The sequence below is a fragment of the Paenibacillus sp. FSL R10-2199 genome (genome assembly GCF_038000235.1).
Classification (GTDB): domain Bacteria; phylum Bacillota; class Bacilli; order Paenibacillales; family Paenibacillaceae; genus Paenibacillus_AQ; species Paenibacillus_AQ phytohabitans.
The window spans coordinates 462,805-478,968 of sequence record NZ_JBBOBO010000002.1; the positions used below are offsets into that span (position 1 = coordinate 462,805).

General features: G+C 52.3%; 13 protein-coding genes. 7 read left to right on the top strand and 6 right to left on the bottom strand.

Going from position 1 to position 16,164, the window contains the following annotated elements; all coding sequences use genetic code 11:
- The first annotated feature begins 27 nt into the window (after nucleotides 1–27).
- From NYE33_RS30020 to NYE33_RS30040, 5 genes are all read left to right on the top strand, one after another.
- Complete coding sequence (locus NYE33_RS30020) at nucleotides 28–2,346, top strand: glycoside hydrolase family 65 protein (protein WP_042135238.1); 2,319 nt, start codon at nucleotides 28–30, stop codon at nucleotides 2,344–2,346.
- Nucleotides 2,347–2,672: 326 nt separating this feature from the next.
- On the top strand, nucleotides 2,673–4,358 hold the full coding sequence (locus NYE33_RS30025) for a glycoside hydrolase family 13 protein (RefSeq protein ID WP_341068986.1): 1,686 nt from the start codon (nucleotides 2,673–2,675) through the stop codon (nucleotides 4,356–4,358).
- 150 nt (nucleotides 4,359–4,508) lie between these two features.
- Entirely contained in the window at nucleotides 4,509–5,369 is an 861-nt protein-coding gene (locus NYE33_RS30030) for an AraC family transcriptional regulator (RefSeq protein ID WP_179093424.1), read from the top strand.
- A gap of 228 nt (nucleotides 5,370–5,597) precedes the next feature.
- Complete coding sequence (locus NYE33_RS30035) at nucleotides 5,598–6,443, top strand: DegV family protein (RefSeq protein WP_336102669.1); 846 nt, start codon at nucleotides 5,598–5,600, stop codon at nucleotides 6,441–6,443.
- Nucleotides 6,444–6,580: 137 nt separating this feature from the next.
- Complete coding sequence (locus tag NYE33_RS30040) at nucleotides 6,581–7,381, top strand: class I SAM-dependent methyltransferase (RefSeq protein ID WP_336102670.1); 801 nt, start codon at nucleotides 6,581–6,583, stop codon at nucleotides 7,379–7,381.
- A gap of 58 nt (nucleotides 7,382–7,439) precedes the next feature.
- On the opposite strand, the gene NYE33_RS30045 is transcribed toward NYE33_RS30040, so the two are convergent.
- From NYE33_RS30045 to NYE33_RS30070, 6 genes are all read right to left on the bottom strand, one after another.
- Nucleotides 7,440–9,119, bottom strand: a complete 1,680-nt coding sequence (locus tag NYE33_RS30045; RefSeq protein ID WP_336102671.1) for an ATP-binding protein — start codon at nucleotides 9,117–9,119, stop codon at nucleotides 7,440–7,442.
- Nucleotides 9,120–9,347: 228 nt separating this feature from the next.
- Complete coding sequence (locus NYE33_RS30050; protein ID WP_042135230.1) at nucleotides 9,348–10,040, bottom strand: ABC transporter permease; 693 nt, start codon at nucleotides 10,038–10,040, stop codon at nucleotides 9,348–9,350.
- Nucleotides 10,033–10,950 carry an ABC transporter ATP-binding protein gene (locus tag NYE33_RS30055; RefSeq protein ID WP_336102672.1) on the bottom strand — a complete coding sequence of 306 codons (918 nt, stop codon included), beginning with the start codon at nucleotides 10,948–10,950 and terminating at the stop codon, nucleotides 10,033–10,035. Before NYE33_RS30055 ends, NYE33_RS30050 begins: the two co-directional genes overlap by 8 nt.
- Before the next feature lie 142 nt (nucleotides 10,951–11,092).
- Nucleotides 11,093–12,028, bottom strand: a complete 936-nt coding sequence (locus NYE33_RS30060) for a sensor histidine kinase (protein WP_042135226.1) — start codon at nucleotides 12,026–12,028, stop codon at nucleotides 11,093–11,095.
- On the bottom strand, nucleotides 12,025–12,768 hold the full coding sequence (locus tag NYE33_RS30065; protein ID WP_076242851.1) for a response regulator transcription factor: 744 nt from the start codon (nucleotides 12,766–12,768) through the stop codon (nucleotides 12,025–12,027). The genes NYE33_RS30060 and NYE33_RS30065 overlap by 4 nt, the downstream gene beginning before the upstream one ends.
- 21 nt (nucleotides 12,769–12,789) lie before the next feature.
- Nucleotides 12,790–13,689 (bottom strand): DUF4362 domain-containing protein, encoded by a 900-nt coding sequence (locus NYE33_RS30070; protein ID WP_076242694.1) that lies wholly within the window; start codon nucleotides 13,687–13,689, stop codon nucleotides 12,790–12,792.
- A 429-nt stretch (nucleotides 13,690–14,118) separates the two neighbouring features.
- On the opposite strand from NYE33_RS30070, the gene NYE33_RS30075 reads away from it, so the two are divergent.
- Both NYE33_RS30075 and NYE33_RS30080 read left to right on the top strand, forming a co-directional pair.
- Nucleotides 14,119–15,108 carry a phosphodiester glycosidase family protein gene (locus tag NYE33_RS30075; RefSeq protein WP_076242693.1) on the top strand — a complete coding sequence of 330 codons (990 nt, stop codon included), beginning with the start codon at nucleotides 14,119–14,121 and terminating at the stop codon, nucleotides 15,106–15,108.
- A 6-nt stretch (nucleotides 15,109–15,114) separates the two neighbouring features.
- Nucleotides 15,115–16,125, top strand: coding sequence for a bifunctional glycosyltransferase family 2/GtrA family protein (locus tag NYE33_RS30080; protein ID WP_336102673.1), 1,011 nt, complete (start codon nucleotides 15,115–15,117; stop codon nucleotides 16,123–16,125).
- Nucleotides 16,126–16,164: the final 39 nt, after the last annotated feature.

Sequence of the window (16,164 nt, forward strand, 5' to 3'; positions counted from 1 at the left end):
TCCCCCATCTAAAAGGAGCCAATAACAATGAAACAATACCTCAAAATTGATGAATGGTCCATCATCGAAGAATCCTTTGATCCGCAGACCCAGGAAATTTCCGAAAGCGTATTTAGCATCGGGAACGGGTACATGGGCGGCAGAGCCAACTTCGAAGAACAATACAGCGGGCACAGCCTGCAAGGCAGCTACATGGCTGGTGTATACTACCCTGACAAGACACGGGTCGGCTGGTGGAAAAACGGCTATCCGGAGTATTTTGCCAAAGTCCTCAACAGCACCAACTGGATCGGCATCAACGTTGAAGTTGACGGCATTCCGCTCGATTTGGCAGCCTGCACAGTCAGCGAATTCCGCCGTGTACTTAATATGAAGGAAGGCACTCTCTCCCGCAGCTTCACAGCCACGACCGCAGACGGCAAAGAAGTGAAAGTGGAGAGCATCCGCATCGTCAGCATGGTCCGCCATGAGATTGGCGCGATCCGCTACTCCATCCAGCCGCTCAATTTCTCCGGTGAGATTACCGTGACTCCTTATCTGGATGGCGATATCAAGAACAAGGATTCCAACTACGACGAGAAGTTCTGGAACGAGGTCGAGAAGAAAGCGGAACCGGCGGGCGGACACCTCACCCTGAAGACCAAAAAGCTTGATTTTCACGTAACCTCAGCCTATGTCTATGACATTCTGGTCAACGGCGAACCAACAGCCGCAGAAGCAGAATCTATCGAGCAGGAGAAATATGTAGGCAGCAAAGTAACGATTCCGGTACAGTCCGGCGATCAGGTGGTTATTTATAAGTATGCCGCCAATGTCACCTCCCGCAATTACGGGCTGGGCCAGCTGGTAGACGCCGCACGGACCGCCTTGCAGAGTGCGCGTGAAGCCGGATTTGTAGCGCTTTTGACCGAACAGGCTGCGGCTTGGGGCGATAAGTGGAAGGAAAGCGACATTATTATTGAGGGTGACGTGTCGGCGCAGCAGGCAATCCGGTTTAATATTTTCCAGCTGAATCAGACCTATACGGGCGAAGATGACCGTCTCAATATCGGACCGAAGGGCTTCACCGGGGAAAAATACGGCGGCAGCACTTACTGGGATACGGAAGCTTATTGTGTGCCTTTCTATCTCAGTACCGCCGACTCCTCGATTGCCCGCAATCTGCTGATCTACCGTTACAAGCATCTGGAGAAAGCCAAAGAGAATGCCCTAAAGCTCGGTTACAAAAAAGGCGCACTCTACCCGATGGTGACGATGAATGGTGAGGAGTGCCATAACGAGTGGGAGATTACGTTTGAAGAAATTCACCGCAACGGCGCGATTGCTTACGCAATTTACAACTATGTGAACTATACCGGCGACAAGGCTTATCTCGGCCAATACGGGCTTGAGGTGCTGGTAGAGATCTCCCGCTTCTGGGAAGAACGCGTGCACTATGTGCCGCATAAGGACAAATATGTAATGCTCGGTGTAACCGGCCCGAATGAATACGAGAACAATGTCAACAATAACTGGTATACGAACCGGATTGCCGCCTGGACCATGGAATATACCCTGGAAGCGTTGGCGTACCTGCAAGAGAATGAAGGCACACGTTATGCAGAGCTGGCCGACAAGCTGGAGCTGCTGGAGAGCGAAACGGCGCAGTGGAACGAGATTATCGCCAAAATGTACTACCCGGCTGATGAAGAACGCGGCATCTTCCTGCAACAGGATGGCTTCCTCGACAAGGAGATTATCCAGGTGAAGGATGTGCTGCCGGAAAACCTGCCGCTGAACCAGAAATGGTCCTGGGACCGCATCCTGCGCTCCTGCTTCATTAAACAGGCGGATGTGCTGCAAGGGCTCTACTTCCTGGGAGACCGCTATGATCTGGATACCAAAAAGCGCAACTTCGACTTCTATGAGCCGATCACCGTGCACGAGTCCTCCCTCTCCCCTTGTATCCATGCCATTCTGGCCTGCGAGCTGGGCTACAAAGAGAAGGCTTATGAGATGTATCTGCGCACTTCGCGGCTGGATCTCGATAATTACAATAATGATACGGAAGACGGCTGCCATACGACCAGCATGGCGGGTACATGGATGTCAATCGTACACGGCTTCGGAGGACTCCGGGTGCTGGGCGACCGGCTGACCCTGAACCCTTCCAACCCGGGACACTGGACCTCTTATTCGTTCAAAATCATGTTCCGCGGCTCCCGTCTGAAGGTCACAGTTACCGATGTACAGGTTACGGTTAGTAATGAAACCGATGTTCCGGCATCCCTCACGATTCATGGCAAGGAGTATACGGTGAACGGACTGAGCAGTGTGACTGCTGACGGCTCTTCGGTAACTGTGTAGTCTCTGTCTCCCCAGCCCCGGAGGCATTAAGCTTCTTCGGGGCTTTTTTTATAAGTTGAACTTGTGAAGACAATAAAAAGATGAAAGTAACGGAGGGGAATTTCGGAACTGTAGGAGCGGTAGCGTCCGCCTGAAAGCTTTCCGTAGGAAAGCTCGCTTCGGAAGCATGTGCTGTCACCGGATTTCTACCGCGATCAGCGGTTTAATCAGGAAATCTGGGGACAACAGCGGCCGGAAGTCCGAAAATCACCGCAGTAACGGCCAACATCAGCATTGGAGTATCTCTAGGTCAAATTCTAAATAAAATCTCAAAGGAGCCCACCCAAATGAATAGAGCCTTTTGGAAAGAAGCCGTAGTCTATCAGATCTATCCCCGCAGCTTCCAGGACAGCAATGGAGACGGAATCGGGGACCTGCAGGGGATCATCTCCCGGCTGGATTATCTCCAGAAGCTGGGCGTCGATGTCGTCTGGCTGTCGCCGGTCTACAAATCACCGAACGATGACAATGGTTATGATATCAGCAACTACGAGGATATTATGGATGAATTCGGTACGCTGCAGGACTGGGAGGAGCTGCTGGCCGGACTGCATGCACGCGGCATCAAGCTGATGATGGATCTTGTGATTAACCACTCCTCGGACGAGCATGCCTGGTTCGCGGAATCCCGCGCCTCCAAGGATAACCCCTGCCGCGATTATTATATCTGGCGTCCCGCCGGACCGGATGGCGCGCTGCCGAACAACTGGAGCTCCATCTTCAGCGGACCGGCCTGGGAGAAGGATGAGGCGACGGGCGAATATTATCTGCATCTGTTCTCGCGCAAGCAGCCGGATCTGAACTGGGAGAATCCGGAGCTGCGGGAAGCGCTCTATAAAATGATTGCTTTTTGGCTGGACAAAGGTGTAGACGGGCTGCGGATGGATGTCATCAACATGATCTCCAAAGTAGAAGGGCTCCCTTCCGCACACCATGAGGGCCTGGCTCCCGGTGAGCTGGCCGGTGGCGGAGAGTATTATATGAATGGACCGCGGGTTCATGAGTATCTCCAGGAAATGAATCGTGAAGTTCTCTCCAAATATAATGTAATGACCGTCGGCGAGACGCCGGGAGCAACTGTAGAAGACGCCATTCTCTATACTGACGAAGATCGGCATGAGCTGCAGATGGTGTTCCAGTTCGAGCATATGGATGTCGACTCCGGCCCGGGCGGCAAGTGGAATGTGGTTCCGTGGACACTGAAGGGGCTGCGCGATATTTTGCACAAATGGCAGGTAGGCTTGGCGGACAAAGGCTGGAACAGCCTCTATCTCAATAACCACGATCAACCGCGGATGGTCTCCCGGTTCGGGGATGACGGCAAATACCGTGTGATTTCGGCCAAAATGCTCGCTACCCTGCTGCACACGCTCAAAGGTACACCTTATATCTACCAGGGTGAGGAAATCGGCATGACCAACGTGAAATTCCCTGTGCTGGAGGACTACAAGGATATAGAGATTCTCAATATGTACCGGGAAAAGGTTACGGAAGGCGGAGGAGATCATGAGACGGTTCTCCAGGCGATTCACACGAAAGGCCGCGATAACGCCCGTACCCCCATGCAATGGGACTCCTCAACGAATGCCGGTTTCACCGCTGGTACACCTTGGCTCAAGCTCAATCCGCGCTACACAGAGATCAATGTGGAACAGGCGCTGGCCGATCCTGACTCGGTATTCTACTATTATCAGCGGCTGATTAGCCTGCGCAAGCAGCATCTGATCATGGTGTATGGTGAATATGAGCTGCTTTTGCCGGAGCATGAATATATCTACGCGTACACCCGGACACTGGGCGGTGAGAAATGGCTGGTGCTGCTGAACTTCTGTGACACACCGCAGACTGTAGAGCTGCCTGACGAGCTGAACGCCGTAACCGAAACGATTATTGGTAACTATCCGGAGGAGCCGGCGCCCATGGACCGCAGTACGCTGCGTCCGTATGAAGCGAGAGTCTGCCGGTTAGGCTAGTTTTGCCGGAAGCTGACAAACCCCTTGAAATATGACATCATAGGATCATAGACTGTAGGCCGTTGACTGTACCTGTCTCAGATGAGCAGAGAATAACAGGACCAGCCCGTAGGCCGCGTGATAATATGAACTTAAAGGGAGATGGCAAACTTGGAATGGCTGATCCGAATGAAGAATGCGCTGGATTATATGGAGAGCAGAATGACCGGACCGCTGCGGATCGAAGAGATTGCCGCAGTGGCATATGTCTCCCCTTTCCACTTCCAGCGCATGTTCAGCATGCTGACCGGCGTCACCGTAGCAGACTATATCCGCAAACGCAGATTGACTCTGGCCGCTCAAGAGCTGGCCATTTCAAACATCCGGGTGCTGGATGTCGCACTGAAATACGGATATGACTCCCCGGAGTCATTCGCCAAAGCGTTCCGCAAAGCGCATGGGCTTACCCCCTCTGCCGCACGTGAACCCGGGGTACAGCTCAAAGCCTTCCCGCGCCTCTCTTTCCATCTGTCATTGAAGGGAGATCAGGAAATGGATTACAAAATCGTGAATAAAGAAGCTTTTACCGTTATCGGCAAATCAATGGAGGTTACCTGCAAGGACGGGGAGAATTTCCGCAGAATTCCGCAGTTCTGGAATGAATGCAATGAAGACGGCACATCAGATAAGCTGATTGAGTTCGGCTTACGCGAAGAATGGCTCGGCATCTGTATGAATATGAATATGGAGACGGAAATGCTGTCTTATTGGATCGGAGTTGAAGCAGACGCGTCCACTGACCCGCAGGCGTATGAGACTACAGTGGTTCCGGCTGCGACCTGGGCGGTATTCAAATCCGTAGGAGCTATGCCTGATGCAATTCAAGGGGTCTGGCAGCGCATTTTCCAGGAATGGTTCCCGGGAACGGGCTACGAGCATACAGGCGGACCCGAATTTGAGCTGTATCCGCCAGGCGATACATCAGCAGAGGATTATGTCTGCGAAATATGGATTCCTGTAATGAAGAAATAATTGTTCAGGCTGTACCGGAAACGGCTTCGTTGTCCCTACAAGGACGATGAGGCCGTTTTTGCATGTGCGGAGGCTTAGTTGAGATCGGCTACTGAAGAAGCGGTATCCCCGCAAACCTCACAAGCTAGCATTTTTTATTTTGAGATTCCAGGTAGGCTTGGTATAATAAACAGATTATAGGGTCTTAATATAGTGTATTGTCATCCAAGATTGGTGAAGGAGATATTCATGTCTATCGTAAAAATCTTTTCAGACAGCACTTCCGATTTGCCGCAAGGCTGGAAGGAAACGTATGATATCGGCATTGTCCCGTTATATGTAGTTTTTGAAGACGGCACCTTCAAGGATGGTGTAGAGATTACACCCGAAGAAGTGTACCGCCGTGTCGCCGCAAATGGTGCATTGCCCAAGACGGCAGCCCCTTCCCCGGCTGATTTCATTGCCGCTTTTCAGCCGGTCGTGAGCGCTGGCGGAGATATCGTCTATATCAGTCTTTCTTCTTCTTTATCCTCTACATATCAGAATGCCCTGCTGGCCGCAGGCGAGTTCCCTGAAGGCCGGGTACATGTTGTGGATTCCCGGACGTTATGCGGCGGGATCGCCTTGCTGGTCATGAAAGCCGCCCGCGCCGCAGCCAAAGGCCACAGTGCGGCCGACATCGCCGCTATGATCGAAGCCTCCCGTGAACGGGTGGAATCCGAGTTTGTCGTCGATACGCTGGATTACTTATATATGGGCGGACGCTGCTCAGGCATGCAGAACTTTATCGGCAGCCTGCTGAAGATCCGGCCTGTGCTGCGGCTGGTGGACGGGGCGATTGTACCTGTTGCCAGAATCCGCGGCAAGAAGGAAAAAGCTGTAGAACAGATGCTTCAGCACGCACTTGCGAATACAGCCGATATGGACAAGGAGCTGCTCATTGTTGCCCATACCCTTGCTGAAGAGGATGCCCGGTATCTGGAGAAGGCACTGCGAGAGCAGACAGGTGTGGATGAAATTGCCGTAATCCATGCCGGCTGCGTGATCGGCAGCCACTGCGGACCTGCTACAGTTGGTCTCATGTATATGCACTAGAATGATTAGGCTTTACCTTAGACGAATCCTTATCTGCAGCTTATGCAGATAAGGATTCGTTTTTAGTTGTTGCATAGTAAACAAAGTATAGTAAAATCAGAAAGCAGCAATTTCCATTTTTATCAAGGAGTCATTATATGCAGGAGCAGATGGCACGTGCGAATAAGACGGCTTGGGAAACGAAAGCATATCAGGCCTGGATACAGCACCATGGATCACCTGAGGAGCTTGCCGGGCGGTTGAAGCAGGATCCAAGGCACCCGTTGCGGCATTGGCTGAAGTACATAGGCAACCCGGCAGGATTGAAGGTACTGAACCTGCTCGGTTCTCACGGAATGAAGGCGATTTGTTTCGCTTTGCTGGGTGCTGAGGTGACTGTCGTGGATATATCCGAAGAGAACCGGCTGTATGCCAGAGAAGTAGCGGCAGCGGCGGGTGTTAAGCTGAACTACATCTGTGCAGATGTCTTAAATATCCCCGGTGAGGAAGCTCTGGGAAGCTTCGACGTTGTCCTGATGGAGTTCGGGATTTTGCATTACTTTACGGATTTAAATGCTATTTTTTCTGTGGTCAGCAGAAGGTTAACGGCAAACGGCCGGCTCATGCTGACGGATTTCCACCCGTTCGCCAGGGCATGGATGACAACCCGGAATCTTCAGCATCCTACGGGTAATTATTTTGACGATACACTCAAGGAAGGTGAGGTTGCCTTTGCCAAGCTGCTTCCCGAAGAGGAACGGTCCGGATTAGCACAAGTGGTGACGCGGGGCTGGACTGTGGGCGATATTATCACTTCAGTAGCCTCTCAGGGGCTATATATCCGTACCTTTGAAGAAATCAGGAGTCCAGGGGACCCGAGATTCCCTGAATTCTACACGCTGATTGCGGATCATATTGAGGGGCAGCTGAACTCGCTATATCCTGGAACATCAGGCTAGCAGGCCGGCCGCAAAAACAAACAGCAAGTCTCCTCCCGGAGGCTTGCTGTTTGTTAGGTTAAGCCTGTTCAACTCCCGCTTCCGCTTCAACCTCTTCCTTCACAAAAGGAAGCATGAACCGGAAGATCGATCCCCGGTTCTCTTCGCTCTCCACGAAGATCGTTCCGCCCATCAGCTCCACCAGCTGCTTGCAGATCGCAAGCCCTAGTCCGGTGCCGCCATATTTACGGTTAATGGACGGATGCAGCTGGGAGAAGGACTGGAACAGCAGGTTCAGCTTGCTGTCAGCAATACCTACCCCTGTATCACGGACAGAGAACTCCAGCAGGTATTCCGGCGAGGCCGGCAGCGGAATATTCTTCACCGACAGAGTCACGCTGCCCTGATCGGTGAATTTCAGCGCGTTGCCGACCAGATTGACGATAATCTGCCGCAAGCGGCTGGGATCGGTCGTGACAATATCCGGCACGCTGGTATCCGCCCACCAGCGCAGGGCGAGCTTCTTCTCCTCCGCCTTGGGAGTGAACAGATCAATGATGCCCTCCAGCATCTCACGCAGATCAAATTTCTCCGATTGCAGCGGCATTTTGCCGGCTTCCATCTTGCTGAAATCGAGAATATCATTGAGGATCTGCAGCAGACTGTAGCTGCTGCTGCGCAGAATCTCGGCATAGCTGCGCTGCTCTTCCTCCAGGTTGGTTTCCAGCAGAAGATCAGCCATCCCGATCATGCCGTTCATCGGGGTGCGGATCTCATGGCTCATCATCGCCAGGAAATCAGACTTGGCCTGTGCAGCCTGCTCAGCTGATTCCTTGGCCCGGAGAATCTCCCGTTCGTTCGTAATATCACTGAAGGAGACGACCACACCGCAGATCATGCCTTTATCCAGCAGCGGGGCAATCCGGTAGTTCACGAAGAAGCTGGTCCCGTCCTTGCGCCAGAAGATTTCATCCGCCTTGCTGCGGGTAACGCCATCTTGAATGGTGAGCCGGATGGGACATTCCAGCGGTGAATGCCGGGCTGCACTCCCGCGGATATAGTGAATCATTTCCATCATCGGCAATCCGGCCAGCTCTGACGGCTCATAGCCCAGCATTTCGGCCCCTTCACGGTTGATGAAGATCGTCCGGCCCAGCGTGTCCAGTCCGAAGATTCCCGCCGAGACGGAATTGAGAATCAGACTAAGCCGTCTATCCTCCGCCATCTCAAAAATAAACTCTGAAACCGGCAGTTCCTCCTCTGTCAGCAATTCCTCGTCCGTCAGGGGAGGGAAGTCCGCGCCCTCAAGTCCAATGCGTTCAGCACCGGCAGATTCCTGTCTGCTCATGCGTTCCCAGCTTTGCAGCAGCAGAGAGAGCGGCCGGTTCCCGGTATCATGAACGATGGCAAATACACCGGCAATGCCTTCATCTGTATGAAGCGGCACATACCTTACAGAAACTGCATTACCCCCGGAATTCCCTGCTTTTACTCCGCTTTCTTCATCCGCTTCCACCATTAACCCGAAGCTGGATGTAATACCGGCCAGAGCAGATGCGAAATAGCCCTCGCCGGGAGGATGCATCCGGCATTCGATCAGCCTGGCTGCATCCTCTGCACTTAAGGTCCGGTTGCTGTCGGCATAACGCCCCTGTCTGTCCAGCACGATAATGAGATCCGGATGATGATCGAACAACGCTCTATAAGCACTTTCTTCAGAAAGTGCCCGGCCCAGGATAGAAGCCCAATCTTTATGCATGGCCCACCTCCTCTGCTGCTTCATTCCTGCTATATTATAGGACCATAGATTGCGGAGAAACTCTGATTATGTAGAAATCTCTGAATTATTTACTATTATAACAAAAAAACCGCTATAGGTCGCCACAAAAACGCCGGATTGGAGCGCTTGTTCAACTAAACAGAAACAATGCCGCCCCTGAAGGGACGGCATTCATCTCATACAATCACAGCGGCTCAGCCTTGCCCGTCAGGCAACATCCTGATGCTCGATATTCCGGATCGACAGATACGCGATTCCCCCACCGACCAGCGCCAGCGAGAGTGAGATCCAGATCAGATTGCCCATCCGGAAGCTCCCGTTTCCGAAGCCGGATGAGATCAGCATGACAATCAGGACGGCGGAGACAATGGTAGCCGGTACGGATTTGCGGCGCATCCCGAAGTATAACGGAATCAGTGCAATGCCTGCCGCGTAGAGCGCATCCGTTCCGGCCTTCAGCAGGTTTGCGGTGATCAGATCCTGTGATACAGTACCCTGAATCACGTCAGACATGAAATAATCAATGCCGGTGAGGATACTGCTGATTGCAATATCAGACAGGAAAATGCTCAGGAACGTAAACAGAAAGACGATAATCAGCTTCGCAGCCAGCAGCATCTTGCGGGGAACCGGGTACATGAACAGCACAGTGATCGTATTATTCTTGTACTCGTCGATTACCAGCTTGCTTATCAATACGGAGGCGAAGATGATAAATGTTGCTTTTACAAAAACGAACACACCATCAAACAAATCAGGATACGTGCTGAATTCCCCTTCGTTAAGCGATGTAAAGGCGATAAGGACCATGAAGCCCAGAATGGCGAGATCGGCAATCAGCACACTTTTGAGAAAATTGAATTTGTTCTTACGCAGCTCCAAACGAATTAGCTTAAGCATTGTGGGAACCTCCCATCAGTTCTACAAAATGATCTTCCAGCGAATGATGTTTCTTGCTCATACTTTCCAGCTCCACATCTGCTTCGGCCAGCGCCTTGCTCAGCTCCAGCTGCGGAATATCATCATAGATCCGGATGGTGCGCGGGTCGAGCACTTTATAATTGGTTAAGCACAGCTTATGCTCCAGGATGTAGACGGCCTTGGTGCACTCGCCTGTAATCAGCTCAATGTACTGTGTATTCTGGTTACGGATCGTATCCATCGCCAATTGCTCCACCAGCACGCCTTCGCGGATCACGCCGATCGTGTCGGCAATCTGTTCGATCTCGCCCAGAATATGACTGGAGATCAGCAGGGTCATGCCGTATTCCCGGCTCAGCATCCGGAACACCTCGCGCAGCTCCTTGATGCCGAGCGGGTCCAGCCCGTTGATCGGTTCATCCAGAATGAGCAGCTCCGGCTTGGTCATCACCGCTCTGGCAATGCCCAGCCGCTGCTTCATCCCCAGGGAGAATTGCTTCACCGGTTTCTTGTCCACTGCACTCAGCTTCACCAGCTCCAGCGCTTCCTCCATCGCTTGAACATCATAATATCCCATGTATTCACCATGCAGCGCCAGGTTCTCGCGGGCACTCAGCTTGTCGTAGAAGACCGGATATTCAATGATGCTGCCCATGCGCTTTAGCATTTCATAAGAGCGGGGGGTCATTTTGTCTCCGAAAAATTCAATCTCGCCCGCCGTCGGCTTCACCAGATTCGTAATCATTTTCATCACCGTCGTTTTGCCGGCGCCGTTGGGTCCCAGGAACCCGTAAATTTCACCCTGCTTAATCTCCATATTCACGCTGCGTACAATTTCCTTATCCTCATAGACTTTGGTTAAATCCCATGTCCGGAGTATCGTTGTCATGTCCGTTATCCCCTTTGACTTCTTCTTTGTCTTCCTGGTATTTATTCTACAGGGCGGAGTTTGCTTTTTTATTACTTGAATCTTACGAAATTCTTAAGCTGCGTAAGGATACGCAGACCGCCCCGCCAGAACCGGAATTATTTCAGAAGGTCAGCCGCTGAAAAGAAAGCGTAAATGCCGTCCGGACGTACGGCTTGCTGCTTAAGGAAATACGGCCGTTCATCTGCTCGGTGAGCCGCTTGGTGATGGTCAGCCCCAGGCCGCTGCCCTGGTAGTCGCGGTTGCGTGAATCCTCCAAGGTATAGAGCCGCTCGAACACCTTGTCCTCATGGCCTTCGGCAATGCCCTTGCCCCGGTCCCACACTTCTATACACACCTGACCGGCATCGCTGTACAGCTTCAGCCCCAGCGCCCCTCCGGCATCACCGTAGGCAATAGCATTCGACAACAGATTGGACAACACGCGGTCCAGCGCATCATCGTTGCCCATCATATAGAGCGGCTCATCCGGTATCTCGATCTGCACATCAGCACCTTTGGCACTGAGAATATCGTAGAAAGCAAGAATATTCCTGCGGCAGACCTCACCCAGCTCCACACGTGACAGCGGGATATCCCGGTCCCCTGACTCCAGCTTGGCCAGATCAAAGAAACGGTTCATCAGCGTAATGACTTCCCCCGCTTTGGCATGAATGGTACGCAGAATACGTTCCTGCTCTTCCGCTGGCATGTCTTTATCATGCAGCAGGGTCTCAATATACCCCAGCACCACCGTCAGCGGGGTCTTCAGGTCATGGGAGATGTTAGCCAGCATACTGCGCATAGACTTCTCCAGTCTGGCCCGTTCTACAGCTCCCTTATGATTGACATCCAGCAGCCGGTTCAGATCGGTCAGCAGGATTTGCAGCTCCGGACTGCTGCTCATCAGAAGCAGCCGTTCATGCGAGCCGCGCTCCACAATACTCTCCAGCTTGGTATGAATATATTTCAGCTGGCGTGCGTGCTGCCGCGAATGCATTACTTGCAGGACAAGGACCAGCAGAAGCAGCGCAATGATGATAATGAACAAGGCTGTCATTGCTGCATATCTCCGAGCTTATAGCCGATGCCCCACAGCGTTTTGATATATTCCGGATGAGAGGGATCGTCCTCAATCTTCTCGCGCAGTCTGCGCATATGTACATTAATTACATTCTCATCCCCGAAGTAGTCATCCTCCCAGACCAGACTGTAAATCTGCGCCTTGGTGAATACCCGCCCGGGGCTGCTGACAAACAGCTTCAGGATATGGAATTCCTTGGCGGTCAGCTTCACTTCTTCCCCGTTCTTCTGCGCCGAGAAGTTATCCAGATCGACCGTTAGTCCACGCAGCTTAATCACCTTCGATGCCGGCTGCGGCTCCTCCCCGGCAGACGCCTGACTGCCGGCGGCAGCCTGGCTCCCTTGCGCTGCGTACCCGGCCCGGCGGATCGCCGCCTTCACCCGTGCTGCCAGCTCAATCATCGAGAACGGCTTGGTGATATAATCATCTGCGCCGAAGCCAAGCCCCAGCGCCTTATCTACATCACTGTCCTTCGCTGACATAATCAGCACCGGCACAAGGCTCCCGCTGCGGATCATCTGCAGCACATCCGTACCGCTGCGCTTCGGCAGCATCAGATCCAGCAGTACCAGATCATATGACGGACCGCCCACAAACTTCTTCACCGCCGCCTCCCCGTCAAATGCCGTCTCCACCTCATAGCCCTCTTTAGTCAAATATGAACCTACCATTTCGCTGATTGCCTCATCGTCCTCAATCAGCAGCACCCGCTGCAGCATATTGAACCTCCTGTAATCCTATTTGACGCCGCCTGTAGCAGCAGGCAGCTGTAAGTAACTATCCCCGGCTTCTACAAGCCCGATAATGTAATCTGCGGCCTCCGTCATGGTCTTGCCATCCCTCCCGGTATCACATTCGCTCCAGGCATAATGCCGCTCGGCACTATTGATCAGCACCGTCAGATCATAGCTCTCATACGGCTTGAGGTTGCAGCTTGTACTAAGCTGCTTCTCCCCAAGATAATTGGACAGCACCAGCTTCCGGTAAATGCTCTGTCGGTCTTCAACCGGCAAGCCATAATCGCTGATTTCGATGACAGTACCGTCCAGCATATCTTTTACCAGGTTCTGATTCACCGTATTGATCTCATTCCTGAGATTAAACCCGTATTTGAGGATAAATTCAAATTTATCCTGCCGGCCCAGATCGAAGTCAACAGTGAGTATATCCTGATTCACGGCCTCTCCCTCGCAGCCCTTCAGGGAGTACTTCAACTGATGCTTCTCCTCCGTCCGTACAAGCTCATCACAGCTGTAAGTCTTCACTTCACGGGGTCCGAAGGCATCCTCAGTGGTATCATAACTCAGCTCCAGCCGTCCGCCTTTATACCGCGTTTCAATAAAGATCGGATCGCCTTCAATCGTATACTGCACTATCCGCTGGCTGCCGCTTCCCCGTTCCATGAAACTGTCCAGCTTGTCCAAATTGCTGATTACGCCGCCGTTAGAGGATATGACATCCTCCTGCTGGTCAATCTTGTGACTGATGGCGGATGAGCCGCCACCATCAAATAACGAGCAGCCTGTAACCAGAACCAGCAGAAGTAGCGCCGGAAGAGCTGCCCTGGACAACCTTTTGAACAGTACAACCATTATTCTCAGCTTGCACAGCAGTTTTGAGACAGGCTTTACTTTCACGGCTGATGACCTCCCTGAAATCATGATCGGATGGAGCTTTTGTTAAAGTATACCAATGCTGCGGGCGCGATTCTACTACATTACTTTTTTATAAAATCATGCCCATAATACAACATTTTGCTTATAAAAGCGGCCGTAATCCGGAATTGTTGTATGGAATGCAGCTTTTCCCCTCCTCTAAGCGGTTTATCCTGACAATTGTTGTATTTCCTGCAACAATCCTCCCGAACACCAGCTATTTGCAATGCCAAGTTGTAGTACGTACAACATTAATGCAAATACAGCTCAACAGATTAACACATCATCAACAGATCAACCCTTGGTTACTCGCACATTCCGTTCCCCGCAGATACCGCCAGTTAAGATTCATTTAAGGAATGGCACTTATCATGAGCCTTAAGAACTTAATTGAAGAGGTGGTGCTTCGGTATGAAGTCACGCAACACACGCAATACAGGCAACACTGCAATCCGTACCGGCAAACGAAAATTATTGATTATGATCCTCGTCATCCTCCTGTGCCTTGGCGCAGTGGTATATCGTCTGGCAGACCGTTATCTGATTGAGCATGTTGAGGTCGTCGTCACAGACGATACCGCCGGAACCGCTGGTACCGGCAGCACAGGCACAACAACAGCAGCAGCAACAACAGCTGACGTGAATGCAACATCGGATGACTGGAGCTACAGCAGTGACGATATCCAGGTAAAGATTGATCAGGTCCAGACGGGAAGCGGGTCAGACCAGATCACTTATTTTGTCGCAGATGTGGTCCTGAAGGATGCCGGCAGCCTGCGGTCCGCTTTTGCCGATAACAGCTTCGGTACGAATATTACGGAGGACACCTCGGTGATTGCCTCCGCTAATAATGCGATCTTCGCCATTAACGGAGATTACTACGGCTTCCGTGAAGACGGCGTGATTATCCGCAATGGAACCGTGTACCGGGATGATCCGGTGCGGGATGCGATGGCTCTGTTCGGAGACGGAACGATGCAGACCTATGATGAGGAGGAAGTCTCTTCGTCTGAGCTGCTGGCTGAAGGGGTTACGAACACCTTGTCCTTCGGACCGATTCTGATTCAGGACGGCAAGATCGTCAGTGATTTCAGCAGTGTCAAAATCGATAACAATTTCGGCAACCGTTCGATTCAGGATGCGAATCCCCGGACCGCCATTGGCATGATCGCCCCGAACCACTACGTGTTCGTTGTAGTTGACGGACGCAAGGAAGGCTACAGCCGCGGGATGACCCTTGCCGAGCTTGCTGATGTGATGGAAGGCCTCGGAGCTGCAGAAGCCTACAATTTGGACGGCGGCGGTTCCTCCACCATGTACTTCATGGGCCGGGTCGTGAATAATCCGCTGGGCAAAAACCAGGAACGCGGCGTCAGCGACATACTTTATATTAAGGAGTGAACCCGGATGACTGTACTAATCCCCGCCTATGAACCAGATGAACGGCTGCTGGATTTAATTGTGCAGCTGAACGAATATCCGCTAGGACCCATTATACTGGTCGATGACGGCAGCGGCCCGGCTTACCGGGGAATCTTCGAGCGGGCTGCGGCATTCGGCTGCACCCTCCTGACCCATAGGACCAACCTCGGCAAAGGTGCCGCCCTCAAAACAGGCTTCCGTCATATCCAGGAAACCGGACTGCACGGTAATGTGATCTGCGCTGATAGTGACGGACAGCATCTGCCCCATGACATCAAACGGATTGCCGAAAAGCTGCTGCTCCAGAGCAAACCCGGCATTGTTCTCGGGAGCCGCCGGTTCAGCGGAACCATTCCGCTGCGCAGCCGGTTCGGAAACACCGTGACACGCTCAGTCTTCGCACTAACTACCGGCACCAAAATCTATGATACCCAGACCGGCCTGCGCGGCTTCCCGTTCCAGATGCTGGACTGGCTGTGCCGGATTCCCGGCGAACGGTTCGAATATGAGATGAACATGCTGCTGAGCGCCCACAAAGAGGGTTATACTATTACTGAGGAGTATATCGATACCGTCTATCTGGAGGATAATAAATCCTCCCACTTCCGGCCGCTGATCGACTCCTTCCGGATCTATCTGCCGATTCTGATGTTCAGCACCTCCTCGCTGATCTCAGGCCTGCTGGACTTCGTACTGCTGTTCCTGTTCCAGAGCCTGACCCATAACCTGTTCCTGGCTGTCGCGGCCGCAAGATTATGCAGCTCAGTCTTCAACTACTCGGTAAACCGGAAGTATGTATTCAGCGGCAGCCAACAATCGCGCCTCCAGTCACTGCCCAAGTACTTCTCCCTCGTAGTCCTTGTGCTGCTGTTCAATTACGGGCTGCTCTACTTCTATAATGAGAAGCTGATAATTCCGCTGGTTGCAGCCAAGATTCTGACAGAAATTTCAATCTTCGTATTCAGCTATTGGGCGCAGCGGAGGTTTGTATACTGAATTAATGCTACACGCAACAGAGCAGCGGCTCTCCTGTGA